Origin of the sequence: Burkholderia sola (assembly GCF_905400185.1) — a bacterium.
GTDB classification, from domain to species: Bacteria; Pseudomonadota; Gammaproteobacteria; order Burkholderiales; family Burkholderiaceae; genus Burkholderia; species Burkholderia sola.
Genome location: NZ_FR989676.1, coordinates 1540398 through 1567357 on the forward strand (window position 1 = coordinate 1540398; position 26960 = coordinate 1567357).

Sequence of the window (26960 nt, forward strand, 5' to 3'; positions counted from 1 at the left end):
CGTTACACCACGTCCGACAGCGGTACGCGTTCGTCCGCCGATGCTTCGCCGATCACCACGCGCTCGCCGTCCTTCAGGCCGGCCAGCACTTCGACGCGCACGTTGTTGTTGATGCCGATGCGGACATGGCGCGTTTCCGTGCTGCCGTCGGCGCGCAGCACGCGTACCGCGACGGTGCCGTCCTTACGCTTCTCGCCGAGCGCGGCGGCCGGAATGATCAGCGCGTTGCGCGCGTCGCCGAGCACGATGTTGACCTGCGCGGTCATCGCGATGCGCAGCCGGTGCTCGGGATTCGGCACGTCGAACAGCGCGTTGTAGAACACCGCGGCGTTCGGCTTCGCGCCGCCGCCGCCGAGCGGGCTTTGCGCGTCGGCGTAGTTCTGCGGCGCCGGTTCGATCGCGCGCAGCTTGCCGTAGTGCCGCTTGTCCGGTTCGCCGAGGCTCGTGAAATACGCGGTCTGGCCGGCGCTCACGCGAATCACGTCGGCTTCCGACACCTGCGCCTTCACGGTCATCGTGTCGAGATTCGCGAGCTTCAGGATCACCGGCGCCTGCTGCTGCGCGATCACGGTCTGGCCTTCCTGCGTGACGATCGCGACGACCTGGCCGTCGATCGGCGCGACGATGCGCGTGTAGCCGAGGTTGGCCTGCGCGGTCTCGATCTGGATGCGCGCCGAACGGATCTGCGCGGCGAGCGACGCAACGGTGGCTCGCTGCACGTCGAGCGTCGCCTTCGCGGCCTCGAACGATTCGCGCGACGTCGCGTCGTCGGGCAGCATCGCCTGCTGGCGGCGGAATGCGAGTTCGGCCTGCGTCAGCTGCGCGGCCGCCGATTGCTGCTGCGCGCGCAGGCTTTCTTCGCTGGCGCGCGCCTGGCGCAGCGCGTTTTCCGAGATCACGGGATCGATCTCGGCAAGCCACTGGCCTTTCGTGACCTTGTCGCCGAGCTTGACCTTCAGCGTCTTCAACTGCCCCGACACCTGCGCGCCGACATCGACCTGCCTGAACGCCTGCAGCGCGCCGGTCGCGAGCACCGCGTTTTCGAGATCGCCGCGCGTGACGGGCGCGGACAGGTATTGCGGGTGCTTGTTTGGTGTGGCTATCGTTATTGCTACAACAGCGGTGGCAATGGCGGCACCGCTGATGGCCAGCACGGTGAGCCGGCGGCGGATCTTCTTATTCATGAGAATACATACGGCATGGATGAGTCGGGCGTCGGCGGCGTGGGCGGCCAATCAGGGTGGTCCTGCAATCGTGGCATGCAGTGCAGATCGATACAGGAGTCGGATGGATACCGCGCGGCGGTGCAGGTTCGGGTCAGGCGGCCATGATAATTGAGGTAATTTCGTGAATTCGTGTAGGAATTGTGCTGAATTGTGCCGGCAGTTCTACGGGGGCTGCCGAGCTCTGTCGGTGTTTCAATTCATGGAATGGCAGGTCAATACAAGGGTACGGAGAGGATCGTCATCCGGGCTCAATCCACGCTACCGTGATCGCGGAATGACCCTTCAAACTTCAGGGGCGGGATGGGGTTCTAGGCTCAACGTGGTTATTGCGATCAATCTTGTCAGCCAAGTCTTTCCCGGAAATAAATCCCGTGACTCTTTCCCCGGAAGGCAGGAACGTGGTGGGTGTTCCCTTGATGTTGAGCTTCTTTCCCAGTGAAAGGAGTTCTTTCGTGATGATGGACTGGCAACGCTTGCGGGGGACGGTGGTTTTCCCTCTTTCGACCCATTGCTTCCATGCTTGGAGTCGGTTGTCGGCGCACAGAATGACTTCGGATTTGATGATGGAGTCGGTAGAAAGAATTGGATACAGAAAAATGTATACGGTTGCGTTGGGAACCTTGCCTAGCTCGGGACTCATTTTCTTGCAAAACGAGCAGTTCGGATCGAAGAATGTAGCAATCACGCGCTCTCCGGTTCCATTTTTCTGTTTGATGGCGTATTGAAATGGAAGGTCATTGATGTTTATGCTGTTAATCTTGTTGAGTTGTGTTTCTGTTATGTTTTCCTGGCTGTTGGTGTCGAACAGGCTGCCGATAATAATGTGCGATGCCGATGAATTGCTGTAGAAAATTTGGGAATTTGCAGTGACCTCATACAGTCCGTCGATTTTTGACGGGACAACGTGCTCTATCTTCAGTTCGGGGAGCTTGGCTTGCAATTTTCGTTGCAAGTTCGCTTCTACATCGGCGGCAGCTGCTTCGGTGTGCGCTGTTGCGAGCGCAATTGTAAATAGTGATGTCAGGAGGAGCTGTAGATTATTCGGCATGACGTGTGGAAGATGAAATTTTCACATCTGAGGAATGGCGATGTCAGGAACTTGCAATTCGTATCTGTGTTTGCGTGATGCTGACTTCAGCTTGTTTCTCGATGATGCCATTCAAGAAGAATTTCTCGAGTCGATGATAGAGAAAAATGTCTCCCGGAAAATCATGTCCTTCCGAGTGGATTGTTTCTATTATGCGCAATACTACTATCGGCGTGGGCTCCCACTTCCTGGTCATGGAATTGATGATGTATTCATCGAAATCTGTAGATCGGAATGATTGAATTTTTCCAATTTCGTTGATCATTCTGAAATCGGCATTTTCCTCAACCAGGGAACCCCATTCTGTGATATAGGGACTGACATCGTTCGATTTTATTTCAACTGCATTGCCGAGAAGCTCGGCGAGATCGAAGAAATTCTCCGCAGCCGAATGGATGCACTTTTCTGAGACCGAAATCAACAGGAAATCGTGTGGAGTATCATGACTTATCCAGTGTATGAAATTCGCGTATTCGATTGATGATAAGGGACTTACCCATGCGCATATTTTGATCGACTCGTGGGTGGGGATGATTGGGGTGTCGATAGTCAAGTCGTTTGGGATATATCCAAAAATATCGGAAAACCACGCCGACAGTGTCGAGATGTTGCGTTCTTTGAGAGGGCCGAGGTGCCAGTTTCCGCCAATAAGAACATGTGACCCCATCAACTGCCCTTCCGAAATTGCGGATGCGATGACGTTGGACGTGATGTCCGAGAATGATGCGTGGATCAAATTTTGGTAATCGTTGTTTCGGAGCATTGGTATGCCTTGATTTCGGGTAGAAATTTCAACCTCGTCGCGAGCGAACGGTGGATTTTGGCTCGGTTGACCGCCATCGACATAACTACTCGCGACGAAGCACATCACTGTCGTTATACGGCACAACCGCTGATCATCGGCCACCATCCATTCGAGCGATTGCAGTTATTCAAGCAATCTGCGCATCGTGTCATGCCAGCCGTGCCACCGGGTCTGCTGCCGTATCGCTGAATGCACATTGTGTAGAAAACAGAGCAACTTGTGAATGCTCGTTGATTGGAAGTGTTCGGGCCCTCGAGGATTTTGCTCGCAAGCCCATCGGCTGCAGCACTGCCAGGATGAAGCAAGGCAATGACGATGCCAAAGGTGACTGCAGCCGACCTGGTGGCCTTTCGAGTGAAGAAGCGTTGCTTGGAATGCATCGAAACCTCCTTTGTGGCGGGTTGAGGAAAGACAATGACTGCTTGATGCAACGGGTATGTTTTTGAGATTTATTTGCCGATTTCAATTTAGTATTCCTGTGTTTGATAGATTAATTTTTCGATCGGTGGTTTTTCAGGGATTTATTTTTTTGAGATAATCAAATTGTTGCCGATTGTCATTTTTGTTAAATTTGTCAAATCGGACTGGTTGGCGTTTGCCAATTGCAATCCGAGTTGACTCGGAATTCTCGCGAGCGGCAGGGCCAAGGGGTTTTGCTTATCCGGGGCAGGAAATTGGAGTGCCGTTGGGGAATGGCGTGGATGTTGTGTCCGGTCCGGTAAAAGCAGCGGGCGGACTGCCCGGAGGAGGCGAAGGCATCGAACAGATGGCGTTCGCGTAGGGGTGTATGGTAGGGAAGGCGGGCAGATATGTAGCCCGTCCGTGCTGGTGCCGAATGCGACGCGCGGCGGCTTTGCCAGTCGTGTCAGTCGAACATGGCTTCCGGGTGGAGGGGTTCGCGCGCCGCTAGTGACTACGGATGTACCGAACAGTCGGCGACGGGTACGACAACAGGATGCCTCGCGCTAGCGCCGTGCCGCACGCTTACGCGCGGCGTCCGCCCGTGTCGATCCTGCGCTGCGTGTCGGCGTCGACGATCTCGCGGATCGCGCTGAACAGCGGTGTAGCGTCGGTGTAGCGCCGGCCGTAGCCGAGGTTGAACGCATAGTCGAAACCGGGCGGATTGCTGCCCTGGTTGTGCTGCAGGATCGTTTCGAGCTTGTCGAGCGCCTTCGCCGCGCGGGCCTCCGGCGACGCGGCCGCCTCGTATTCGTCCCACAGCGCGACGATCTCGTCGCGCAGCGTGCGGTCGAGCGACGCGGTCAGCGTCAGCAGATCGTCGCGTTCGTGTGCGCTCTTGTCGGGGTGCGCGGCCTGCTCGATCGCGGGGATGTCGCCGTGCAGCGCCTCGCCGAGGTCGTGGACGACGCACAGCTTCAGCAGCTTCAGCGTGTCGACGCCGGGCAACGCGTCGGCGAACACGAGCGCCATCAGGCCCAGCCGCCAGCTGTGCTCGGCCGTGCTTTCCGCGCGTCCGGCGGATGTGTAGCCGCTGCGCAGCACGTTCTTCAGGCGTTCGGCTTCGCGCAGGAAAGCGAGCCGCGCGTGGATCGTGTCGGGATTCATGGTCGGCGTCTTTGCGATGAGCCACCAAGCGTAAGCGGGCCGGCCACGCTGCGTCCACGCATGAAATATGCGCGGCGCGTCAGAGGGCGTCGAGCGTTTCCACGAGCCGCACGGCCGAGCCGTCCGACAGCGTCATCCGCGTCCACCGGCAGCGGCTGCCGCGAATCGGCACGACGCGCGACGCATTCGCGCCGGTATCGAACTCGACGCTCGGCGGCCCCGCGCGATCGTGCCAGCCGAGCGGGTCGAGCGCGGCTTCCATGCGGACGATTTCCGGCGTCGCGTAGCGCCACAGCGACGTGCCGAGCAGCATCGAAAGCGGCTGCGAGAATTCGGCCGCGCGCGCCGGCGAACTGGCCAGCAGCCGGTGCGTGAGATCGCAGACGAGATGCATGCGGCCCGCGCTGCCGGCGATCAGCCGCGCGAGCGCGCGGTCGCCCGCCGAATCGATGCGCGCGGCGAGCAGCCGTTCGGCCGTCGCGCGCTCGTCGGGCGACATCTGCTGGAGGCCCGCCTCCCAGCGCGAAATCGTCGATTGCGCGACGCCGAACAGTTCGGCCGCGTGACTTTGCTTCACGCGGTGCAGCGCGCGCCAGCGCTTCAGTGGCGGGCCGAGCGAGAACGAATGAAGCGGTGAGGCGGTCATGGCGATGCTCCTGTTGCGGTCGTGCCAGGCGCGTGGTTACCGCACCGTTACATGATCCGGATGCCGCCGCTTGCCTGGATCGCGATGGCCGCGAACGGCACGAGCACGATGCCGCCCAGCACGAGTACGCCGTCGGCGGCCACCGTGATCGGCGTCGCGAGAATCCGCAGACCCATGCCGACGACGGACGGCGATTCCACGATGTAGACCGAGTACGGGCGGTTGAAGGGTTGCGCGGCCGCGTTGTCCTTCTGGACGAAGCCTTCCGTCGAGTAGCGCTTGCCGTCGATGTCGCCTTCGAGCACGAGGCCGGTCGGCTCGCTCGCGAAGCCGTCGGCGGAGGCGGCTTGTCGATCGTCGTCCGAAGCGTCTTTCGGCAGCACGATCCGGTAATGCCCGGTGACGCTGCCGCCGCTCGCATGAAAGTCCGCGAACGTCGTGCGTACCGATTTGCGGTAGCCGGACAGCAGGACGGGCCGCAAGCGGGCCGGCAGATCGAAGATGTAATGGTAGCGCGTGCCGAGGACGACCAGTTTCTTGCCGTCTTCGGTCATCATGAACGCGGATACGTGTTCGCTGTACGCGTCGTTCTTGTACAGCTTCGGCGTGAAACACCCCGACAGCGCAACGCTGCTCGCGGCGACGCCGGCGGCCAGCAGGCGCCGGCGCGTGGTGGATAGGCTCATTTCTTGTTGTCCCGTCTGGGCGGTTCGGTTCAGTTCAGTGGCTTTCGCCCTCGGAAGCCGGATTCTCGCGTATCCACCGCACGTTGTCGAACCGGAAAGCTGCCGCGGCAGCGGGCCGCCGTGCGCATCCGCGCCATCGACAACGTTTCCGCGACGCTTTCAACCTATCCCGCCATATCTTATTATTCGGCCAGAGCGGCGCGTGCCGGCTACCAGCGATCATGTCGACGACATGATGCGCCGGCAACGATGACCGCCTTCCGGCCGGCGCGTCGCCCGACGCGCGGTCGACACGACAGGGCGCGCGAGGCCGCGCGTGTCCCGAAAAAGATACGAGGGCGCGATGGTACGACTGGTGTTGCTGCTGCTGGGCATCGAATATCTGCGAACCCGCTGGCGCGGGTTGACCGTGCTCGGCTGGCTGTGGGTCGTCGCGGGCGTCGGCATTTTCGTCGACGCGCTCGACGGCGCGCTGCATTTCCCGATCGAGCTGTTCGCGTGGCTGTTCCTGATCGAAGGGCTCGCGACGCTCGCGGTGGCCGGCAGCGGGGTCGGCGGGCAGCGCATCCTGCGCTACGTGAAGGGCATCGCGGTCGTCGTGGCCGCGGGGCTCGTGTTTGCCGGCCATCATCACGGCCATTTCCTGCTGTCGATGATCTTCGGCACGCTGTTTCTCGTCGACGGGCTGCTGCAGTGCACGTCCGCATGGATGGTGCGCTATCGCCGCTGGCACGTTGCGTTCTCGTGGGGCTTCGTCGAGATCCTGCTGGCAATCTTCTTCTTCCAGCCGTACCCGACGCACTACGCGGGCACCGTGCCGTACTGCCTGGGCCTGCTGCTGATGTTCGGCGGCATGCACCTGCTGAGCCTCGCCGCACGCGTGCGGCGGCTGACGCGCAACCCGGCGTTCGCGACGTCGCCCGCGCCGGCGCTCGCGCCGGATCTCGACGATGCGCAGGGCCTGCCGCAGTTCGCGCAATCCGAATGGGACGGCCCGCCGGCCGACGGCGAGCGGGCGCTCACCGTGCACGTATGGACACCGACCGGCACGTCGAAGGCCGAGGCGCAGCGCTATCCGCTGATCGACCGCTATATCGCGGCGGTGGACGTCAACGGCGTGATCTCGACCGGGCATGCGGCGCTGGAATCGCCGGAGGGCATCTACATCAGCCTGTATCCGGGCGTCGAAATCGATCGCTCTCCGGACGAATTCACGCGCATCCTGCGCGCAACGCGCGAGAACGACGTGCCCGGCCTGTTCCAGCCCGACTACGCGACCGAGTCGAAAGCGTGGTGCCCGTCGACCGTGCGCGTGCGTATCCGCAACTACGATCCGGCCAAGCTCGATGCGTTCTGGTCGTCGTACCGGCAGAACACAACGTACAACCTCACGCACCGCAACTGCTCGAGCACCGTGTCGAATGCGCTCGAGGCCGCGCTCGACGGCGCCGTGTGGCGGCTGAAGGGCGCGCGGGCCGGGTGGGGCGCGTTCGTGCGGCTGCTGCTCACGCCCGAGCTGTGGGTGGCCGCCCAGATCCGCAAGCGCGCGGTGACGATGGCGTGGACGCCGGGGCTCACGCTCGACTATGCGCGCGCGCTCAGCATGCTCGCCGATCCGCGTCCGTTCGCGTGGTGGAAGGTCGCGCGCTCGGCGGTGAGCGCGATCATGGCGTCGCGCCGCGCGTGGCGCGAGCAGGACAGTGCGGCGCTGTCGCCCGGCGGATCGGAGGCGGCGTCGATGAAGTGAACGCGTGGCGCCGGATGAGGGCCCGGCATCACAAGGGGCGCCACCGTGCGGCCCGGCGAGATTGCCCGCGATAAAAACCCACGGACGACAACGATGAACGAGACGAGAGCGTTGCGCATCCAGACTCCCGCCGCGCTGACGCTGGTGCTAGGGCTGTCGCTGGCGAGTGCCGGCCTCGCGCAGGCAGACACGGACGAAGTGCCGCGCATGAGCAACGACGTGTACCGGATGTCGGTGTCGTTCTGCTCGAACGTCGCGGCCGCCGAAAAGATCGCGTGCCAGGGCGACATGATCGCCGCGGGCAGCCGGATCGTCGCGGCGATCGGCGGCCTGCCGCCGGCTTCCGCCACGGCGATCGACGAAGGCGCGCGCAACAAGCTGCCGCCGGCGGAGCGCGACGGGCTCGCGCCCGTCGAGCCGGCCGCGATCGACAAGGACGATACGCTGGCCGGCCTCGCCGGCATGGTGCGTCTGTGCGACGTGTACGAACCGGAGCCGGCGGCGCGGGCGCGGCACCACGCGGCGCTGAAGCAGAAGGCGCCCGACGCCGCGCCGCGTGTCGAGGCGTTGCTGGCCGATCCGTCGATGGCGGCGCGCCGGCGCGTCAGCGTCGGCGTGTGGCAGATTCTCTCGCTCGAGGGCCCCGAAGCGTCGGCGCGCGCGTGCACGCAGCTCGGCACCTGAGCGAACCGCGCATTCTTTCGTGCACCTTCACATTCGTGCCATGTTGCGGCAGCAACAATCGCGGGCAGACATTCGACAATCTTGCGGCGCATCCCGCGACCGCAAGCCTTTTCCGAGGAAACACGCCATGCTCGAGACGCTCGCCCGCGCCGCTGCCGCACTCGCCGTCGCTTCCGTTTCACTGCACGCCGCCGCGCAGACCAGCTACGACTACCTGTTGCTTGCCGCGTCGTGGGAGCCCGGCTTCTGCGCGTCGCACGACACACCGGAATGCACGAACCTCGCCGGCTCGTATGCGGCGACGAGCCTGTCGCTGCACGGGCTGTGGCCGAACCGCTACGACGGGAACCAGCCGTTCTACTGCGGCGTGCCGCAGAACGACATCGACCTCGACAACGCGCACCAGTGGTGCAGCATGGACGCGTACCCGATCAGCAGCGCAACGCGCAACACGCTGTCGACATACATGCCTGGCGTCGCATCGTGTCTCGACAAGCACGAGTGGTTCAAGCACGGCACCTGTTCGAATTCGGCGACGCCCGATGCGTACTGGAACCAGGCGTCGGGCATGATCAGCCGGTTGGGCAACACGTCGTTCAACGCATTCCTGCAGGCGAACGCGGGCAAGACGGTCACGCGTAACCAGTTGCTGTCGGCGTTCGAGGGCGCATTCGGCAGCAACACGCGCAGCGCGGTGTCGCTGAAATGCACGAAGACGAACGGCGTGAGCTACTTCACCGAAGCATGGATCGCGGTGAAGACGAATGCGACCGCGCAGTTTCCGAGTGCCGCGTCGCTCGTGACGGACGGCAATACGCAGGGTACGTGCCCGACGTCGGGGGTGTTGATCGCGAAGTGAGGGGCGCGGCCGGCGTGCGCGCTATCGCGCACGTCGCGGGCGGTGGGCATTCGAGGATGTCGGGCGCGCCGTTGCTGGCGCCCATGCACGTTTGGCGCTCGGCGACACACATCCGCTTCCTGCGTTGGGCGGCTGCGCTCAATGTGCCGCGCAAGGCGCGCCGAACCATCGCGTGACCGCCTGCGTGGCGGCGTCGAGGTCCACGTCCGCATCGTCATCGCAGGCCCACGCGACGAAACCGTCCGGACGCACGAGCATCGCACGCAATCCGAGCCGGTCCTTCGCGTCGCTCGCGATATAGGCGAGGCGGTCGCGCCAGCGGCCTGCCACGGACTGAAGCGGCCGATCCGCATCGAAGTCCAGCAGCACGCCCTTGCCGTGCCTTACGTGTTCGCCGAGCCGCGTGCCGTCGGCCAGTTCGACGTCCGGAACGCTACGGCCCACCAGCGGATGGCCGCTGCCGGGATCGTACGCGAGCGACACGCCCCACAGGCGTTCGGCGAAGTACGTCGCGCCGTCGCGCGTGTCGACGAGATCGCGCATGATCGCCGCGAGCGCGCGCGAACCCGGCGAGGGCCGCATCAGCGCGACCTGCGCACGCGACCAGTCGAGCACGCGCGCGCCCACCGGATGCCGTTCGTCCGTGTAGCTGTCGAGCAGCCCGGCCGGTGCGTCGCCGCGGATCGTCGCGGCCAGCTTCCAGCCGAGATTCATCGCATCGCCGAGCCCGAGATTGAGCCCCTGGCCGCCGAGCGGCGAGTGGATGTGCGCGGCATCGCCCGCGAGCAGCACGCGGCCGTCGCGGTACGTCGATGCCTGGTACGCGCGATCGGTCCACGTGGCGGCGAGCCGGAGCGCGGTCACCGTGACGCCGACGCCGGACACGCGGCGCAGCACGGCCTGCGCGTGCTCGAGCGTCACCGGGCCGCTTCGGTGGAACGTGCCGCCGTCGAACTCGACGAGCGCGACGGTCCCGGGTGGCGTGTACGTGTACGTGCCGGCCGGCGTGTAGTGACGGCCCGGCAGCAGCGCGCCCGGATCGGCGAACTCGGCTTCGATCGAGTAGCCGGTGAATTCGGCGTCGGTGCCGGCGAACGCGAAGCCGCCGGCCTTGCGGACCGCGCTGCGGCCGCCGTCGCAGCCGACGAGCCAGCGTGCGTGGAATGTCTCGCCGCCTGCGTACAGCGTGACCGCATCGTCCGACTGATCGAAGCCTTCGGCGGCAAGACCGCGCCGAATCTCGACGCCCGTCGCGTGCGCACGGGCGGTCAGCACGGATTCGACGCGCGCCATGTCGGTCGCCATGTGCGTGCCGGCCGGGCCGGGCAGATGGTACGGCCACTGTGACGCGTCGATGTCGTCGTGGAAGAACTGGATGCCGGCGAAATGACCGGCCGGACGACGCGCTTGCTGCATCCAGTGCGCGGTGTCCGTGGCGCGGCCCGGCAGCGCGATGCCGTCGAGCAGGTCGCGGCGGTAGAGCGCGTCGATCGTCGGCGCGGACAGGCCGCGCATGCCGAACGGGAGATGCTTCAGCGGGGATTCCGGATCGTCCGCCTGCTCGACCACCAGCACGGATGCACCGGCGAGGCGCAGCTCGCAGGCGAGAAACAGGCCGACAGGGCCGGCTCCGGCAATCACGACATCATGGGTAACGGGCAGATTCATCGGTGGCTCGGTTTCGGGCCAAGGCAGCCCGGTGTGATCGAGAGGGCGGTACGCGCCGGCATTGCGCATGCGTCAGGAAACTGGTGGAACGTTGTTCCATCGGTGCGATATTGGAACGCTGTTCCAGATGTGTCAAGCTAGCGCGCATGAAAACCAGCAAACGGACCGAGCGGCGCGCGGACGCGCTGTCGAAAGAGCGGATCGTCGAGGCCGCGATCGGAATCCTCGACCATGCCGGCGAGGGTGCGCTGACGTTTCGCGCGCTCGCCGCACATCTGGCGACCGGAAGCGGCGCGATCTACTGGCACGTCGCCGACAAGCACGATCTGCTCGCGGCGGCCGCGGATCACGTGATCGCGGCTGCGCTGACGGACGTGCCGACGCAGCGTGACGGCGATGCGGCGCAAGCGCTCCGGCGTGTCGCGCTGCGCCTGTTCGACGCGTTCAGCGCGCATCCGTGGGTCGGTGCGCAGTTGTTCCGGGCGCCGTGGCAGCAGGCGGTGCTGCGGATCCTCGAGCGCGTCGGCGGGCAGCTTCAGGCGCTGGGCGTGCCCGAGCCCGCGCAATTCAACGCGGCGTCGGCGCTGATGCATTACATCTTCGGGCTGGCCGGCCAGTACGCGGCGGGTGCGCGGCTGCATCCGCGCGAGACGGGGCAGTCGGAGGTCGTCGCGGTCGTGGCCGAGCGGTGGGCGCAGCTCGAACCGGCGCAGTATCCGTTCGTGCGCAAGGTGGCCGAGCAACTGGCCGCGCACGACGAGCGTGCGCAGTTCCTGGCCGGCATCGATCTGATTTTGGCGGGGATTGGGGCGGCGACCCGGTAGGCCCGCCGTCGGATGCATGGTTTCGAACGGCGGTGCGACGAGTCCGTTGTCACGCGAGCAGCCGCAGCGCATCCGCGAGCGACAGCACCGTCGTGCGCGATTCGAACGCGGTGGCGAACAGATGCTCGTGGACGATCGGGTCCGGGTCGTAGCAACAATCCTTGACCGTGTAGAGGCGGAAATCGGCGTCGCTCGCGTGGGCTATCGACGACAGCATCACGCCGGTCGACGCGATGCCGACCATGATCAGCGTATCGACACCTTGTGCGATGAGCCGCGCCTGCAGATCGGTGCCGAAGAATACGCTCGCGCGGTGGGCCAGGATCAGCGGTTCGTCGGGCCGCCTGGCGAGTTCAGGGCACGGGGCATCGTCGATGAACAGGCCGAGTTGCTTGATGCCCTGGCCGTTCTTGTTGAGCGGGCTGACTTCCGGATAGCCGAGGCTGAACCTCAGATTCGCGAACCAGACGCCGACGCCGGCAGCGCGTGCCCCGTCGCAGAGACGGCGCGTATTGGCGAGCAATTCAGGCGCGACCGACGGGAAGAGGCCGAGGATGTCGGTCTGGTAATGCATGACGAGCAGCGCGGTTTTGGATGGCGCGATGGGCGGGATCGGCGAGGAGGAATTGCTGCCCGCGCGCGCGGGGGCTGACGTTGTGACTTCTGATGCGTTGTCCCGATTCATGCGTTGCGTTCTCCAGTCATCGCTGCGAAATGTCGGAAAATTGGTCGTTCGATACGTCGTCAATCACGTCGGCGCCGGCGTGCCCACGCGTCGCGAAATCTTCGCCGGATTGGGTTCGGGGTATCCACGAGTCGAGCGATTTCCTGCGTGTTTGACAGCAGAGGATCACGGCGTTTCGTCCATACGCTTGCCGTAATTGCATCGCGCGGTGACGGCGATCTATCGCACCCGTACCGTTCTTACGCAAGCCGGACCCAATGGCTCACCGTTATCGCTGAATGCTCTATAGGGGGCTACCTCCACAGAGATCTCCTGACGCCAGAAGATCTCGGAGATCCGGCGGCCGTGTTCGCCGTACCGAGTACGATGATTGAACCCCAAGGATTCCAGTGCTGCCGTGAATTGCGCGAAGTTCGGCTCGCATGCCGTCAGCGGCGCAGCCTGCATTCCGGGAATCGGATCGAAGCCCAGTTCCACCTGTGTCCCCCTTCCCGGGACCACGAACCTTTCGATACCGAACGCCCAGTTGCCAGGCAAGCGCTGGCCGTAGCCGAAGCTGTCTTTGGCGGTCGCTTTGGTCTGCACGCCAAAGCTGCGGTGCATCGCGTCGGGCGTCATGTCGGTAACCTGATTGCTGACCCGTATCAGCGCCAGCATGCCTTGCAGCGCTTGCGTGACGGTCAGGCTTGCCTCGGTTCGAGATTCGACCTGCGACGCCCCCGTGCTGTTGGGCGGGGCGTCTGCCGGCTGCCCATGTGCGCCGCCAAACGGGAGGCACAAACTCAATGCCGCCATGACCGTCACGGGGCGGAAGAATCCGCGCCGGGTACGGCCGGTCGAAGCGACGTGATTTCCGTTCTTGACCTGCATCACGCTGGATCCTTGTAGCGGGTGGTCGTAGCGCCAAGCAAAGATGTTCATTCGAGGTGTCCGGACGACCGGGTGCGCCACTGAGACGCCTCAAAAAATCGACCTTCCCGAATAAGTCGTCAACCACTCCAGCGCCAGTGTCCCCGCCAACGAGTTCCCGTTCGCATCCAACCCCGGCGCCCACACGCACACGGCCATCTCCCCCGGCAGCACCGCGACGATCCCGCCGCCGACGCCGCTCTTCGCCGGCAGCCCCACCCGATACACGAAATCACCGGCCGCATCATAGGTCCCGCAGGTCAGCATCAGCGCCGACAGCCGCTTCGCGGAACTCGAATCGACGATCCGCTCGCCTGTCGCCGGCGCGACACCGCCGTTCGCAAGAAACAGCGCGGCGCTGGCCAGCTCGACGCAATTCATCTCGATCGCACACTGCCGGCAATACGCGTCGATCACCGTATCAGGCGGCATCTGCATGTTGCCGAAGCTCGCCATGAAATGCGCCATCGCGCGGTTGCGCTCCGCATGCTGCAACTCCGACGTCGCGACGCGCGAATCGTAGTCGATGTCGTTCGCGCCGATCAGCCGCCGCACGAATTCGACGAGCGCCGTCTCGGCCTTCACGAAGCGGCGGCACAGCACGTCGGTGACGACCAGCGCGCCCGCATTGATGAACGGATTGCGCGGCTTGCCGCGCTCGCTTTCGAGCTGTTCAACTTATGGTGACCTGTCAAGCGTCAATAAGTGCGGGAAGCCAATTATTCATTGGGGTCCGTGAGCCATATTGGGTCCAAATCACGGGAAGTAGTCAATAGCAAGCATCCAATCGCCGCTTGGAGGCACGATTTGTTGACATGCAACGGAGAGAAGTCGTCAATCCTCGGAGGGTCGGGCGTGGAGCGGTTGCGCTATTATCGCGGTCCCTGCATGTTGATGCTCAGCCCCCTGTAATGACTGACCCGAACTATCCGGCGATCCTCGAACAGATTCATCGCGATATTGCTCCCTGGCGTACTGCTGGCCGGGTCGCCGACTATATCCCAGAACTCGCCAACGTAAGCGCTCACCGTTTTGGCATGGCTATAGTGACGCTAGACGGTCGTGTATTTGCGGTTGGTGATGCGCGAGAGCGCTTCTCCATCCAGAGTATCTCCAAGCTGTTTGCGTGTACGCTCGCTTTTCAACTCCTCGGTGACGAACTTTGGGAGCGTGTCGGTCGGGAGCCATCGGGGACCGCATTCAACTCCCTCGTCCAACTTGAAACCGAGCGCGGCGTACCACGTAATCCATTTATCAATGCAGGCGCGCTCGTTGTGACCGACGTATTGTGTCGGCGCTTCGTTGGCGCCGAAACGGCCCTAGTGCAGTTCGTGCGAAGACTGACTGGCGTTTCCGATCTTGACTATAACCTGCGTGTTGCTGACTCCGAACTTCGGCACGCCGACCGTAACCGCGCGATGGCGCATTTCATGGCAAGCTTCGGCAACATGGAGATGCCGCCTGAAACCGTCGTCGATGCTTACTGTCGTCAGTGCGCTATCGAGATGAATTGCATCGAGCTTGCCACGGCTACGCTTTTTCTCGCCAACGGGGGAATTGCCCCTGTATCAGGGGAGCGTGTCCTCGATGCGAGTTCTGCAAAGCGCTTGTCCGCGTTGATGTTGACCTGTGGCACTTATGATGCAGCGGGCGACTTCGTCTATCGAGTTGGTCTGCCGGCGAAAAGTGGTGTGGGAGGCGGCATCGTCGCGGTACTGCCGGGGGAGATGGCGGTATGCGTATGGTCACCCGGACTTGATGCAAACGGTAACTCGCTCGCCGGCGTCAAATCGTTGGAATGGCTAACAACGCTTACCGAACATTCGATTTTTTAACATCGCCTACGCAGAAGGGTATAAGGGCATGCTGCGCGGATGACGGATATGTTTCCGGTGACTTGGCGCGCGAAGAGTCATCAGGCAGGCTCGAAACTATCTGAGCTGCGTGCACTTGTATTGGGGCGGTGAATCATCATGGCTCAGCCGACATTCAACATCTTTGACGCCCAGTCTGCTTAGACGCTTCCCTCCTGGCAGCATTTCCTGCTGAGCAAATTTGCGGCGCGACGCCCAAGACGAGGGTGGCCACCTGGCGGCGATTCGCCAACTGCTGCTTGATGCCGTGGCCGAGCTCGGGGGCAGCGAGCAGATGTCCGCCGAGTTCGTCGACCAGAAGCAGGCGCAGCAACGCGCGCTCGTGCAGACCAAGGCCAACCTGCGCGCGATACTCGCGATCGATGCGCCGCGCTAACCCATACCTACTCGCCAGGAACACGTGATGGATACCCGCATCATCGAATTGATCGCCACGAATCGGCTCGGCGCGATTGCACTCGACACCTCGGTGTTCGACGCGCAACAACGTAATCTGGAGGGCGGGCTGTTGCGCCGTGTCGAGCAGTTCCATCGCAGCGACCGAGTCCAGGTGCTGATGCCGGACGTGGTGCGACGTGAGGTGGAGGCGCATGTGCAGCGCGATGCCGCCGAAGCACGCAGTGGATTGGCGCGCTCGGTGCGGATGGCGGCCCGGGCGCAGCTGCTGTCGAGTGACGCGCTCGAGCAGCTGCGGGTCATCGAGTATCAGATGGACGAGCCGGCGCTCGCAGCGAGGATGCGCATGGAAGGCTGGTTGGCGGGCACGCGCGCCGAGGTGCTCGACGTCGCCGCGCGGGTCGACATGCGCACCCTGTTCGACCGGTACTTTGCGGCGCAGCCGCCGTTTGCGGAGTCGAGCAAGAAGAAGCACGAGTTCCCCGACGCGGTGGCGCTGCTGGCGCTCGAACACTGGGCCGGCGAGCACGACACGGCGGTGCTGGTGGTGTCCACCGATGCTGACTGGCAACGCTTCTGTACGGCACATCCGCGGCTGCTCTGGACCAATAATTTGGGCGGGGCGCTGGCGGCGTTTCAGGACGAAAGTGCGCAGTTTGCCGCCGATCGGCTGGCTGAGACTTTGGTCGAGGGCCTGGACGGGAAACTGGCGCAGGCATTGCTGGCGGCCGGTCGGTCCTTCGCGCGTCAAATCGGAGTGGGGCTCGATGTTCGCTCGGCGTTCGACTTTACCTGGACCTATGACGTCCATGTTGAAGCGATCCGGTGGCCCGCGACGGACGGGGTGCTCGACGAATGCGAAGCCATTGATCACCGCGACGGAAAAGTGGTGGTGCGGGTCAAGGGGGCGCTCCAGACAAAAATCGCGGTCTACTTCACGTTTTCGGCCATGACGGGCGCAGGTAACGGGACCGTTACCGTTGGCGGCTCGACGATGGTGTTCGATGATGAGATCCCCTGCGGGATGCTTGTCACGGTCGACGGCGACACCTCCCATCGGGTGACGGTACGCGATATTGAGTTTCTGCCGACCGCGCATCGGATTGCGGTTGGCGAGATCACGCCGGAGTGGATCGATCCGATCAATGCGATAGGCCTGCCCGATGCCACATTTGGCGTCGGCGCGGACGGAAACTGAGAGGTTGACGATGCTGACCCGCCTGACCCCCGCTCACTTCGCGTTGTATCGCGCGTATCTGGGGGAGCTCGACGAGCCGATCTTGCGCGCACACTACGGCGTGCCGAGCACCGATGTGCGCGTCATGCCATGTCGTCCCCACATGATCGAAAGCGCAGCCTTCGGGCCGTTACCCTGACCCACGAACAAAGGATTCACCAATGAGCACCTCATCCAGTCTCGATCCCAATCTCCGCGATGTCCAATGTGTCGGGGAAGCGACGGACCTCGTGAGCTTTCTACAACACGTCGACAACTGGCTTGCCAGCGTCCCCGTGATGGATCTCGATTTCCCGTTGTTTCGCGGTCAGGAAGTCGAGTCGTGGCGGCTGCTGCCCTCCATTGGACGCGCACCGTACCAGATGCGGCTTCGGCCCGGCACCGAGCAACGCATGCTCGACGAGTTCAAGCAGCGTGCCGTGCCTCACGTCGAATCGACCGTGGAGTTGACGAATGCCGACTGGCTCGCGATCGCGCAACACCACGCGATGCCAACCCGCTTGCTGGATTGGTCGGGGAGTGCATTGTCGGCTCTTTGGTTCGCCGTGAAAAAGCCAGCCGTCGAGAAACCGTGCGAGAACCGCTCGTGTGAAAACGAGGAGGGCCGCGGCGTGTTGCCGGGCGCGGTCTGGATGTTGCCCGTTACGCATGGCGATCTGATCTCCTCCGATGAGAGCAAAGATCCGCTCGGGCTCGGCCAAACACGTTTGCTTAAGCCGCGGCACGTGTCCCGCCGTATCGCTGCCCAGGATGGCTGGTTTACAGTGCATCGCGGCAAGCAGAGTGGGCTCGACACGAAGTACTTCGCGCTCGACACCAACCCTGAGTTTCGCGACCGGCTGCGCTATATTCGTATTCCAGGCGAAAAATTCGGCATCATTCGGGGACAGCTTCAGCGGGCCGGCATCAATCGCGGTGTGTTGTTCCCGGACCTCGACGGGGTCGCCGGCCGCATCACCGACACCATCCTGTATCCAGCTGACCAGCCAACGCCCGGCGCTGGCAATCTCTGAGGCGCCTCCCGTGGCCAATCGCCCTCAACAGAGACCTACTGCCGCTGCGCACCTATACCAATGACCGCCATCCCGCTGAATCGCCAGTTTTATGAATGGCGAGAAAATACAGATCCGCTCGCCCGTTCACGGTTTCGGGCCGCGGCTGGCTTGTCGAATGGCTTGCTGGGTTGGTCCGAGCTTATTGCTAAGCGCCGCGTCGTTATCCTAGCTGAGGCAGGTAGTGGCAAGACCGTGGAACTGTCCGAGCAAGCACGCCAGCAGACGGCTGCAGGCAGATTTGCTGTCTACGCGACTGTTCAAGATGTTGGTCGCGACGGGCTCGATAAGGCTTTGCGGCCTGCCGACCGGCAACGGTTAAATGATTGGCGCAACAGCAATGAACCGGGATGGTTTTTCATTGACTCCATTGATGAGGCGAAACTCGACAATATCCGCCTGGAAAGAGCGCTGCGACAAATTGCTGAAGGGATTGCCGGTGGAGAGAGCCGCGCCCACATCGTTCTGTCCGGACGGCACACTGATTGGGAATTCGCGCGCGATGCGCAGCGGCTGAACGACGAACTGCCACTGCCCCACGACAACCCCGCCGATCCTCTTCCCCCGCTCGGAACGCTGGTCCGCCGCGTCCTCCGCCGCGAAAAACGCCCAGAACCGACGCCGGCTGAAACGCCTCTCATCGTGGTGATGGCCCAGCTCGATACCGAGCAGGTACGGACTTATGCCGCAGCCAAAAACGCCCCGAACCTCGAAGGGCTAATGGACGCTATCGAGGCTGCGAGCCTATGGGGATTCGCGTGCCGGCCGCTAGACCTAGACTGGATCGTGAGCTACTGGGACAGCCACGGGCACCTTGGCAGCTTCACCGTGATGACGGAAGTGGGCCTGCGTGAACGACTCCAGGAAACAGACCCGGAACGCGGTCGCCGGGATAGCCTTGACACCGAGCGCGCTAAACAGGGCCTAGAACGGATCGGTGCAGCCCTCGTGTTTGGACGGCAGACGACCGTCGCAATACCGGATAACGATACCCGGCTCGAAACCGAAGGAAGCGTAGCCAAGATCGACGACGTGCTTCCGGACTGGTCTAGCGAAGATCGGATGAAACTGCTCACGAGGCCGGCATTCGACCCAGCGACTTTCGGCCGCGCCAGATTGCACAACGACAACGAAGGCGTGGTGCGCGCCTATCTTGCGGCACGTTGGCTGCAGCGGTTGCGGCGTGCAAACCTCCCGCAACGCCGACTGCATGATCTGCTTTTTTCACGGACCTACGAAGTCGAGTTGGTCAAGCCTTCGATGTTGGAAACGGCGGCTTGGCTTGCTCTCTGGGACGAAAGCGTCGCCAGGGAGGTTGTGCGTCGCGCGCCCTTTCTGCTGTTCACCGCAGGAGACCCGGCAAGCCTTTCTCTTGAAACACGGCAAACATTGCTCACGGCGCTGGTGGAGCGGATGCGCCGGGAGGAAGAAGTGCCACACCTAGATCTGAGTAGCCTTGCGCGATTTGCTCAGCCGGATATCGCGACGACGCTGCGCGGCATCTGGGCGGCGGACAAGGAACACGACGAAATTCGACGCTTCGTGTTGCGCTTGATTTGGTTGGGCAAGATCAAAGATTGTGTTGATCTGGCGGTCGCCGCGTCGTTCGGCCGATACCAAGATCTCTACACAGCCATCACCGCCGGTCGCGCTCTTCTTGCTGCTGGTGGTGAAGCCGCACACAGAGACTATGCCGAATACATCAAGATGCAGTGTGCATCAATCTCGCCAACAGTCGTCCGGGAAGCCGTCGAGGACTTGTTCCCGCGACTGCTCGGTGTCGATGACCTGCTGGCGATCCTGGCGGTCATTCACCTGGGTGACGCCGAGGGCGGTGGCTTCAGATTCGATTGGGACGGGGCAAAGCTCGTCGAGCGGCTGACGAGCGCGGCTGACCTGACTCGATTGATTGAAGGGCTCTTGCAACAGCTAGAAGCGGAGCCGGAAGTAGGTATTGGCGAAAGATCGCCAAGGCATGAGCAGTACGCTACGGCGCTCGGCGTGGCAGCACAGCGTCTACTGGATTTGTCACCATCCAATGTATCGCCAACCGCAGCGATCGACGCAGTGCTGTGTATCGGTGATGGGCATCTGGACATGACGCAGCGGCAAATCAACAAGGCGGCCGATGCGGTCGAACTGTTGCATCGTACGCCGGAGCGCCGTCGTGCCGTCTTCTGGCGAGCTGCCGACCGACTGGGCAACCACAAAAATCTGTCGGGACGCCCGTTGCTCTACTCTTTCCAAATGAAGTTTCTTGGCTGGCCGCCTGGGCTGGTGCTCGACGACATCGATTGGCTTTTGACCGACGGTGCATCTCGGCCGCTCGCTACTGAGCGGCAACTGGCTATCAACACTGCGCTCAATCTCTGGCTCACGGCTGGCGAGCCAGAGGCGTTGAAGGCACGCATTGCTGGCGTCGCCGCAACGGACACGGAAATGCAAGCAGCTTATATCGAATGGATGACTCCACGCATCAAGTCGGCGGAAGAAATCAAGAGCGAAGAAGAGTTGGCAGAGGCTATTCTGGAAAGCGAGCACAGACAGGTTGAGCAGGAGCAGTCGTGGGTCGACTTCATCGCGGATCTGCAGGCAAATCCGGCGCAGCTGCATCACCTGCACCCCATCACACCGAAGGGCGTTGACAACCGGATTTATAGCCTTTGGCAGTTGCTTAGTGAGGCCACCAGCAGCAATTCGCGCTACGCGATCGACAGCGTCGCGCCCATTAAAGAACTGGCCGGAGAGGAAGTCGCGGCAGCGTTTACCGCCGGGCTTGCCGAGATTTGGCGAGCCTGGAAACCGACACTGCATAGTGCGCGTCCGCCCGGCGAACGCAACCTGATCAGCTCGATTGATTGTCTGGGCATCGCCGGGGTTTCGATTGAAGCGGCGGCACGGGCAGATTGGGCGCTGCATCTGACCGAGCAGCAAGCAATTCGTGCCGCTGAATACGCGACGCTGGAACTCAACGGTTTTCCCGATTGGACCACAGCGCTAGCTGCAGTCTGGCCTGCCGCGGTAGAGAAGGTGTTCGCGCAAGAGGCGACAAGCAACCTGGACGACCCCACGCCACCAGGACATTATCAAATCGTGGAGGCCATCAGCCGCAGCGATGAAAGCCTGACTCGCCTGATGGCTCCCTCCCTGTGGCGCGAACTGCAGGCTCGATCTGATCTGAATTGTGTTGCGCTGCGTCCAGTTCTGTTCATCCTCAAGCGCGGCTTGCCAGCAGACACAAAGCGGGCGTTCTACACATTGGTGCTTGACAGGTTCCAGTCTTCAACGGACCCGCAAGTCAGTGCGCAATACTTGGGGGCCGCATATGCGATCGACGTGCAAGGTGCGACGGACACATTGATGGCAAAGCTCGATCTGCTGGGCGAGGCTCAGAAGACAGCGCTCGTCGAGCGTGTATTGCCCCAGATATTCGGTTCGCGCTGGTCGCGGTCGGCACCGCCGGACGCGCATCTCGATGTAGCAACCCTAGAGCGTCTGGTCATGCTCGCGTATCGCATAGTGCGAGTGGAAGAGGATCGTGACCGCACGAACAATGGCGTGTTTTCGCCAGACGAACGCGACGATGCGCAAGATGCACGTTCAGCGGCATTCACAGCTTTGGTCAGCACACCGGGACATGCCACCTATGCCGCTATCCTTCGCTTGATGGATGAACCCAATTTCCCGGTGGCTCGATCACGTCTGCTCGCACTAGCGCGAGAACGGGCTGCCAATGACGCGGAGCAGACAGCCTGGCGTGCGGATGAGCCGCTCCGCTTTGAGCAGCAGTTTGAGAGGCAGCCAGTGACTGGCCACGAACTGCAGCGTATGGCGATGCAGCGCTTAGAAGACTTGCAACACGATCTTGTCCATGGCGATTTCCAGCAGGGCACGACCTTGAGTGCACAGCCTGACGAAGCCGCTGTGCAGAACTGGATGGCGGATCGGTTAAGACAAATGCAGGGAACCGCCTATTCGATCGAGCGCGAAGTGCGCGTAGCAGATGAGAAGGAACCAGACCTGCGTTTCAGAGCGAAGGCCAGCGACGCCAATGTGGCCACTGAAATCAAGGTCGCGGAGAGTTGGACGATGCAGCAGCTTGAGGAAGCGCTGGTCAGCCAGCTATGCGGGCAATATCTGCGCGCGCAAAATGGCCGCGAAGGCATCCTTCTCGTGGTGCATCAGAAGCCGCGGCCAAAGGGCTGGGAACTGCCCGACGGCACCTACTTGAATTTTGAGGGGGTGGTACAGCGGCTGCTCACTTTGGCCGTACGTATCCGAAGCGAATCGGCAGCGGGCCCGCATCCCGAAATCTGCGTCGTCGATGTCTCTACCTGCGCTCGGCCCGTCAAACCTTCCAAGTCGGTACCTAAGCGGTCGGGTAGAGACTAACTGAGAAGCGTGCGTCGGTTCGCAAAAGGGCCTTTTGGCCGGCTCGAGAAGGCCACCCGGTGTCGCTGCGTGGCTGTTCGCAGACATCGCCGAACAGCATGATAATGAGATAAAAAGGAACCTTATCACCATGGCACGATCGGCTGCTCAAACTCCGCTGTCGCAAAACGCGTGGCTCCGGCCGCGCGGCAGTAGCATCGCCGGAACCCGAGCCGCCGACCTGTTTCATTTGGCCCGGGAATCCCAAGCGGGCCACGATTTCATCGCGCTGCGCCAGCCGTGCGCCTCGTAACACCATCGTATAAGGATTAAGCTCCCACGAGGTGATATTGCCGGGGCCGACTGTTCTCTAGACTTCTGGTTAATCCTTCTACCGCAACGATTTCCGGAGAACAGCATGGACCGTACCCTGCACGCGATGTCAGTGTTTAGTCACGTCGCCCGACTGGGCAGTTTCACTGCAGCGGCCGAGATGCTCGGTATCAGCGCGGCGTCGGCCAGCACGCTGGTCCGGAGACTGGAGGAGCATCTCGGCGTGACGTTGCTTCAGCGCTCGACCCGCTGTGTTCGGCTGACCACCGAGGGCGCGCAGTATCAGGAGCACTGCCAGCGCATTCTCGGCGAGATCGAGCACATGCAGCAGCAACTCAGCGGCGCGGGGAAGATCGCGCGCGGTCGGTTGGCCGTGGACGTCGACCAGGAAGTCGCACATTCGGTTTTGCCGTTCGTGCCGGCGTTTCACGCAACTTACCCGGAAGTGGGCCTGCGCGTGGACGTAGGTGGGGATGCGGACGGCCTGATCGCGAACGGCGTGGACTGCGCAGTCGTCGTCGGGCAGCTTGCCGATTCGTCGCTGCGCAGCCGGCGCGTCGGGAATTTTCACGTGGTGACCGTCGCGAGCCCGGACTATCTGCGCGTTCGCGGCACGCCGGCCGACCCCGACAGCCTGCATTGTCACGACGTCATCCATTACACCCCGCGGCGCTTCGGCCCGGCCCGGGAATTCCGCTACACCGTCGATGGCGCGGAATCGCGGCTCAGGCTGGCGGAGCGCATTTGCGTCAATGACGTCCGTTCCGCCGTTCGCTATGCAGTGGAGGGCGTCGGCATCGCCCAGGTGAGCGAGCGCATGGTGGCGGACGAACTCGCCGAAGGAACGCTCGTCGTCATCCTTGACGAATATGCTCCGCCGCCGCTGCCGATTTCCGTTCTGTATCCGGACCGGCGGCAGGTGCCCATGTCGATTCGGGCGTTCATCGACTGGATTCAGGCCCAGCTCCGCGATCTGGAGATCGCAAGTTTCGACAGCGCTCCCGCGATCGGCGGCGGGCGCGACGCGGCACCGTACTGGAGCGTCGCCGACGGCCGCAAGGAGGCGCCGTTCATTCCGACGGGTTTGCAGCGCCTTGGGGCGGCGGCCCCGACCGCGTAGCCGGTGCCGGCAGCGCGCGAGCATGCTCGCCGAGGCCATACTTAAACCGAAGTATAGTTTGCGCGCCGCATGCCGGCAGCATACGATTCGGTCGAGCCGTCGACCTGAAATGTTCGCGTTCTCGAAATTGTTACTGAATGGAAGGTCAAGGACCGCTCGTATGCCCAACCAAGGTATTGTTTCCATCGTCGATGATGACCGGTCCATCCGCAGAGCCACGCGAAGCCTCGTTCGCTCGCTCGGCTGGGAAGTCAGGGTCTATGAGTCCGGCGAGGAATTCCTTGACGCCGACCTGATCATGGACGTCGCGTGTATCATTTCGGACGTCCAGATGAAGGGCATCACCGGGCTGGAGATGTATGAGGCGCTTCTCGAGCGCGGGCCGGCCCCACCCGTGATCTTCATCACAGCTTTTCCATCCGAAGCCGCCCGCGAGCAAGCGATGAAGCTTGGCGCGATCTGCGTATTCAGCAAACCGGTGGATCCGGCGCAGATCAAGCAGCGCCTCGAGGATATCGGCTCGGAGCGCAATCGGACGTGATCCGGAAATCCGTCTTTACCGAGTGACTTTATGAACAACGATCGCCAGGCGGGCGATGGCCGCGGCGCATACCTGGATCCGGTCATAGCGCCGGCCGAACTCGCGGCGGCGCGTGCGTCGGCGCTCGGGCCCAATCTCCAGACGCAGCTCCGGAACAGTCAGCCCGCGGTGTACGCGGTAGCGATTGCGCTCGGCCTCGCGGTATTCCTCGTCGACGCATTTGCGCCCGTCGACGTCGCCGTCGCCGTGCTGTATGTCGTCGTGGTCCTGCTGGTCGCGTCGGTCGCGTCTCAAACGGTCACCGTCGGTGTGGCGTGGGCCTGCGTATCCCTGACGGTCCTCGGATTCCTTCTCGCCCAGAGCGATCAGATCGCAGTCAGTTCTCTCGCGCGCTGTATCGTCAGCGTCATTGCGATCGTGACCGTCTCTGCTTTGGCATTGCGCAATCAGAGCAGCCGGGCGACGCTGCAGAACCAGGTCGACTTGCTCAACCTGACTCACGATGCGATCGTGGTGTACGGGCTCGACGGGCGTATCCGCTTCTGGAGCAAGGGCGCGGAGCGCCTGTACGGATGGGGCGCACCGGAAGCGTTCGGCAAAGCGTTCCACGAGTTGACGCACACCGGCGCCGCATTGCCGATTGCGGAGCTGATCGAGAAGACGGTGGCGGACGGCAACTGGCAGGGCGAGCTGACGCGCATTCGCAAGAACGGCGAACGCGTCGTGATTTCGAGTCGGTGGATCGTGTCACGTGACAAGTCGGGCCTGCCGATCGCGATCCTGTCCACCGATAGCGACATCACGCAGGCGAAATCGCTGGAAGCCGAGCTGCGCCGCCAGAAAGAGGAACTCGTGGCCACCGTCGACGCGATTCCCGCGATGGTGTGGAGCACGGACGAAGACGGGCGCCTGCTGTATCTCAATCGGCGCTGGACGGATTACGGCGTGCGGACCATTGACGGCACGGATGTATGGCGCGATATCGTTCATCCCGACGACATCGAGACGCTGCGCGCAGCGTGGCACGATGCGATTTCTTCCGGCAGCCCGTTCGAGGTCACCGCGCGCGTCCAGCTCGGCAGCGGCGAGTATCGTTGCATGATCGTCGGTGCCGCGCCATTGCGCGGTGAAGACGGCCGGATCCTGCGCTGGTACGGCGTCAACACGGACATCGAGGAGCGGCGGCAGGCCGAGCAGGCGCTCGAGCGATCGCGCTCGGAACTGGCGCATGTCACGCGCGTCACGATGCTGGGGGAGCTGGCGGCTTCGATCGCGCATGAGGTCACTCAGCCGCTGGCGGCGATCGTCACGTCCGGCGAGGCGGGGTTGCGCTGGCTCGACCACGACGTGCCGGATCTCGTCGAGGTGCGCGATTCCTTCGAACAGATCACCGACGACGCGAGACGGGCGACGGACATCATTCGGCAGATTCGGGCGATGGCCAAGCGAAGAGACCGGGACGACGCGCTCGTCGACGTGACGTCCATCGTCGAGCAATCCGTCGATCTCATGCGTCGGGAGCTGCAGAGTCACGGCGTCGAGGTCGCGCGGGCCGGTGAACCGTCTCTTTGGGTCCGCGGGGATCGCGTGCAGTTGCAGCAAGTCATCATCAACCTGCTGATGAATGCCGTCCAGGCGATGAGCGGTGTCGCTGACGGCAAGCGCATCCTGACCGTGTCGACCGCGCTCGTCGACGGCGCAAACGTGCAGGTGCGCGTGGAGGATTCCGGCCCCGGCATTCGCAGCGAAGACGTCAATTCGTTGTTTACGCCTTTCTTCACCACCAAGAAGGAGGGCATGGGCATGGGGCTCTCGATTTGCCGTTCCATCGTCGAGGGGCATGGCGGCCGCATCTGGGCCGAGTCGCAGGAAAACAAGGGGGCATTGATGCAGTTCGTTCTACCGCTTGAAGGAATCACTCAGCCATGAGCCAGGGTCCCGATCTCATCGCAACACACTCCGTCGTGTACGTCGTCGACGATGACGATTCCATGCGAACAGCGCTCGGCCGGCTGTTTCGATCGGTCGGCCTGGGTGTGGAGCTCTTCGGCTCCGCGCAGGCGTTCCTTGATTTCGACAAGCCCGATGTGCCGAGTTGCCTGATTCTCGACGTTCGGCTCAAAGGACAGAGCGGGCTGGCATTGCAGGAGCAGATCGTCGCTGGCGACGTGCAGTTGCCGATCATCTTCATCACAGCTCATGGCGATGTCGAGATGTCGGTGAAGGCGATGAAAAACGGGGCGCTGGATTTCCTTTCCAAGCCCTTTCGCGACCAGGACATGCTGGACGTCGTCCAGAATGCGTTACTGAAGGACGAGAAAAGGCGCAAGTCGGAGAGCCGCGTTGCCGACGTGCGCCGCCGCTACCAGACGCTGACGCCGCGCGAGCGCGAAGTGATGAAATACGTCGTGAGCGGCCTCCTGAACAAGCAGATCGCCGCGGAGCTCGGACTCAGCGAAATCACCGTGAAGATCCATCGCGGCCACGCAATGCGGAAGATGGGCGCGCGAACCTTGCCCGAGTTCGTGCTGGGCGCGCAGTCGCTGGGGCTGGATCCCAACGCGGACTAGCGGCGTCGGTCGCGACGCGCATGGACGGCGCGCTGCGTCGGCGCAACTGCCGACGCCGATGGCCGCCCCGCGGC

At 62.8% G+C, this 26960-nt stretch carries 23 protein-coding genes and 1 pseudogene; 14 read left to right on the forward strand and 10 right to left on the reverse strand.

All coding sequences use genetic code 11. From position 1 onward, the window contains the following. Positions 1-2: 2 nt before the first annotated feature. The 6 genes from macA to KR541_RS23435 form a co-directional block, all read right to left on the reverse strand. Positions 3-1184, reverse strand: coding sequence for a macrolide transporter subunit MacA (gene macA, locus KR541_RS23410; protein ID WP_050012400.1), 1182 nt, complete (start codon positions 1182-1184; stop codon positions 3-5). 331 nt (positions 1185-1515) lie between these two features. Next, entirely contained in the window at positions 1516-2274 is a 759-nt protein-coding gene (locus KR541_RS23415) for a DsbC family protein (protein WP_060734312.1), read from the reverse strand. A 43-nt stretch (positions 2275-2317) separates the two neighbouring features. After that, a complete protein-coding gene (locus tag KR541_RS23420; protein WP_235356164.1) occupies positions 2318-3220 on the reverse strand; it encodes a DUF3658 domain-containing protein in 903 nt (300 codons plus the stop codon). A gap of 882 nt (positions 3221-4102) precedes the next feature. Further along, positions 4103-4684: an HD domain-containing protein gene (locus KR541_RS23425; RefSeq protein WP_050012402.1), complete on the reverse strand. Its 582-nt coding sequence runs from the start codon at positions 4682-4684 to the stop codon at positions 4103-4105. Between the two features lie 79 nt (positions 4685-4763). Continuing rightward, positions 4764-5330: a helix-turn-helix domain-containing protein gene (locus KR541_RS23430; protein ID WP_050012403.1), complete on the reverse strand. Its 567-nt coding sequence runs from the start codon at positions 5328-5330 to the stop codon at positions 4764-4766. Positions 5331-5377: 47 nt separating this feature from the next. Further along, positions 5378-6016 carry a hypothetical protein gene (locus tag KR541_RS23435; RefSeq protein WP_089489589.1) on the reverse strand — a complete coding sequence of 213 codons (639 nt, stop codon included), beginning with the start codon at positions 6014-6016 and terminating at the stop codon, positions 5378-5380. Positions 6017-6359: 343 nt separating this feature from the next. Here KR541_RS23435 and KR541_RS23440 point away from each other — a divergent pair, with 343 nt between their 5' ends. From KR541_RS23440 to KR541_RS23450, 3 genes are all read left to right on the forward strand, one after another. Beyond that, positions 6360-7763: an HdeD family acid-resistance protein gene (locus tag KR541_RS23440; RefSeq protein ID WP_216089821.1), complete on the forward strand. Its 1404-nt coding sequence runs from the start codon at positions 6360-6362 to the stop codon at positions 7761-7763. Between the two features lie 93 nt (positions 7764-7856). Beyond that, positions 7857-8447 (forward strand): hypothetical protein, encoded by a 591-nt coding sequence (locus KR541_RS23445; RefSeq protein ID WP_050012406.1) that lies wholly within the window; start codon positions 7857-7859, stop codon positions 8445-8447. A gap of 127 nt (positions 8448-8574) precedes the next feature. Beyond that, a complete protein-coding gene (locus tag KR541_RS23450; RefSeq protein ID WP_050012407.1) occupies positions 8575-9306 on the forward strand; it encodes a ribonuclease T2 in 732 nt (243 codons plus the stop codon). Positions 9307-9444: 138 nt separating this feature from the next. Here KR541_RS23450 and KR541_RS23455 read toward each other — a convergent pair whose 3' ends face one another. After that, on the reverse strand, positions 9445-10974 hold the full coding sequence (locus tag KR541_RS23455) for an FAD-dependent monooxygenase (protein ID WP_050012455.1): 1530 nt from the start codon (positions 10972-10974) through the stop codon (positions 9445-9447). Between the two features lie 146 nt (positions 10975-11120). Between KR541_RS23455 and KR541_RS23460 the strand changes: the two genes are divergently transcribed. Next, complete coding sequence (locus tag KR541_RS23460; protein WP_050012408.1) at positions 11121-11798, forward strand: TetR/AcrR family transcriptional regulator; 678 nt, start codon at positions 11121-11123, stop codon at positions 11796-11798. A 49-nt stretch (positions 11799-11847) separates the two neighbouring features. On the opposite strand, the gene KR541_RS23465 is transcribed toward KR541_RS23460, so the two are convergent. The 3 genes and pseudogenes from KR541_RS23465 to glsA all read right to left on the reverse strand — a co-directional run. Further along, on the reverse strand, positions 11848-12483 hold the full coding sequence (locus KR541_RS23465; RefSeq protein WP_089489588.1) for a cysteine hydrolase family protein: 636 nt from the start codon (positions 12481-12483) through the stop codon (positions 11848-11850). A gap of 219 nt (positions 12484-12702) precedes the next feature. Beyond that, positions 12703-13404, reverse strand: coding sequence for a hypothetical protein (locus tag KR541_RS23470; protein ID WP_239468990.1), 702 nt, complete (start codon positions 13402-13404; stop codon positions 12703-12705). A gap of 39 nt (positions 13405-13443) precedes the next feature. Beyond that, a pseudogene (gene glsA, locus KR541_RS23475) lies at positions 13444-14064 on the reverse strand (glutaminase A); the annotation flags it as partial. 239 nt (positions 14065-14303) lie between these two features. Between glsA and KR541_RS23480 the strand changes: the two are divergent. The 10 genes from KR541_RS23480 (at position 14304) to KR541_RS23525 (ending at position 26886) form a co-directional block, all read left to right on the forward strand. Next, the gene (locus KR541_RS23480; RefSeq protein ID WP_060734314.1) at positions 14304-15227 is read left to right on the forward strand and encodes a glutaminase; all 924 of its coding nucleotides are present in this window, start codon (positions 14304-14306) and stop codon (positions 15225-15227) included. Between the two features lie 220 nt (positions 15228-15447). Then, positions 15448-15642, forward strand: a complete 195-nt coding sequence (locus KR541_RS23485) for a hypothetical protein (RefSeq protein ID WP_050012411.1) — start codon at positions 15448-15450, stop codon at positions 15640-15642. A gap of 27 nt (positions 15643-15669) precedes the next feature. Beyond that, positions 15670-16860, forward strand: a complete 1191-nt coding sequence (locus tag KR541_RS23490; RefSeq protein ID WP_050012412.1) for a PIN domain-containing protein — start codon at positions 15670-15672, stop codon at positions 16858-16860. 10 nt (positions 16861-16870) lie between these two features. Beyond that, a complete protein-coding gene (locus KR541_RS23495; RefSeq protein WP_162484452.1) occupies positions 16871-17038 on the forward strand; it encodes a hypothetical protein in 168 nt (55 codons plus the stop codon). Positions 17039-17060: 22 nt separating this feature from the next. Then, positions 17061-17912, forward strand: a complete 852-nt coding sequence (locus KR541_RS23500; RefSeq protein ID WP_050012414.1) for an FRG domain-containing protein — start codon at positions 17061-17063, stop codon at positions 17910-17912. 60 nt (positions 17913-17972) lie between these two features. Continuing rightward, entirely contained in the window at positions 17973-22343 is a 4371-nt protein-coding gene (locus KR541_RS23505; RefSeq protein ID WP_050012415.1) for an NACHT domain-containing antiphage protein HyoA, read from the forward strand. Between the two features lie 397 nt (positions 22344-22740). Then, entirely contained in the window at positions 22741-23775 is a 1035-nt protein-coding gene (locus tag KR541_RS23510; RefSeq protein ID WP_050012416.1) for a LysR family transcriptional regulator, read from the forward strand. 160 nt (positions 23776-23935) lie between these two features. Further along, positions 23936-24316: a response regulator transcription factor gene (locus KR541_RS23515; RefSeq protein WP_216089822.1), complete on the forward strand. Its 381-nt coding sequence runs from the start codon at positions 23936-23938 to the stop codon at positions 24314-24316. 30 nt (positions 24317-24346) lie between these two features. Next, positions 24347-26245, forward strand: coding sequence for a PAS domain-containing sensor histidine kinase (locus KR541_RS23520; protein WP_050012418.1), 1899 nt, complete (start codon positions 24347-24349; stop codon positions 26243-26245). Then, entirely contained in the window at positions 26242-26886 is a 645-nt protein-coding gene (locus KR541_RS23525) for a response regulator transcription factor (RefSeq protein WP_050012419.1), read from the forward strand. Before KR541_RS23520 ends, KR541_RS23525 begins: the two co-directional genes overlap by 4 nt. Positions 26887-26960: the final 74 nt, after the last annotated feature.

Bases quoted from the DNA above. Each gene is read 5' to 3' on its own strand.
- macA (WP_050012400.1), bottom strand. From the start codon at position 1,184: ATGAATAAGAAGATCCGCCGCCGGCTCACCGTGCTGGCCATCAGCGGT.
- KR541_RS23415 (WP_060734312.1), bottom strand. From the start codon at position 2,274: ATGCCGAATAATCTACAGCTCCTCCTGACATCACTATTTACAATTGCG.
- KR541_RS23425 (WP_050012402.1), bottom strand. From the start codon at position 4,684: ATGAATCCCGACACGATCCACGCGCGGCTCGCTTTCCTGCGCGAAGCC.
- KR541_RS23430 (WP_050012403.1), bottom strand. From the start codon at position 5,330: ATGACCGCCTCACCGCTTCATTCGTTCTCGCTCGGCCCGCCACTGAAG.
- KR541_RS23435 (WP_089489589.1), bottom strand. From the start codon at position 6,016: ATGAGCCTATCCACCACGCGCCGGCGCCTGCTGGCCGCCGGCGTCGCC.
- KR541_RS23440 (WP_216089821.1), top strand. From the start codon at position 6,360: ATGGTACGACTGGTGTTGCTGCTGCTGGGCATCGAATATCTGCGAACC.
- KR541_RS23445 (WP_050012406.1), top strand. From the start codon at position 7,857: ATGAACGAGACGAGAGCGTTGCGCATCCAGACTCCCGCCGCGCTGACG.
- KR541_RS23450 (WP_050012407.1), top strand. From the start codon at position 8,575: ATGCTCGAGACGCTCGCCCGCGCCGCTGCCGCACTCGCCGTCGCTTCC.
- KR541_RS23455 (WP_050012455.1), bottom strand. From the start codon at position 10,974: ATGAATCTGCCCGTTACCCATGATGTCGTGATTGCCGGAGCCGGCCCT.
- KR541_RS23460 (WP_050012408.1), top strand. From the start codon at position 11,121: ATGAAAACCAGCAAACGGACCGAGCGGCGCGCGGACGCGCTGTCGAAA.
- KR541_RS23465 (WP_089489588.1), bottom strand. From the start codon at position 12,483: ATGAATCGGGACAACGCATCAGAAGTCACAACGTCAGCCCCCGCGCGC.
- KR541_RS23470 (WP_239468990.1), bottom strand. From the start codon at position 13,404: ATGAACATCTTTGCTTGGCGCTACGACCACCCGCTACAAGGATCCAGC.
- KR541_RS23480 (WP_060734314.1), top strand. From the start codon at position 14,304: ATGACTGACCCGAACTATCCGGCGATCCTCGAACAGATTCATCGCGAT.
- KR541_RS23490 (WP_050012412.1), top strand. From the start codon at position 15,670: ATGGATACCCGCATCATCGAATTGATCGCCACGAATCGGCTCGGCGCG.
- KR541_RS23495 (WP_162484452.1), top strand. From the start codon at position 16,871: ATGCTGACCCGCCTGACCCCCGCTCACTTCGCGTTGTATCGCGCGTAT.
- KR541_RS23500 (WP_050012414.1), top strand. From the start codon at position 17,061: ATGAGCACCTCATCCAGTCTCGATCCCAATCTCCGCGATGTCCAATGT.
- KR541_RS23505 (WP_050012415.1), top strand. From the start codon at position 17,973: ATGACCGCCATCCCGCTGAATCGCCAGTTTTATGAATGGCGAGAAAAT.
- KR541_RS23510 (WP_050012416.1), top strand. From the start codon at position 22,741: ATGGACCGTACCCTGCACGCGATGTCAGTGTTTAGTCACGTCGCCCGA.
- KR541_RS23515 (WP_216089822.1), top strand. From the start codon at position 23,936: ATGCCCAACCAAGGTATTGTTTCCATCGTCGATGATGACCGGTCCATC.
- KR541_RS23520 (WP_050012418.1), top strand. From the start codon at position 24,347: ATGAACAACGATCGCCAGGCGGGCGATGGCCGCGGCGCATACCTGGAT.
- KR541_RS23525 (WP_050012419.1), top strand. From the start codon at position 26,242: ATGAGCCAGGGTCCCGATCTCATCGCAACACACTCCGTCGTGTACGTC.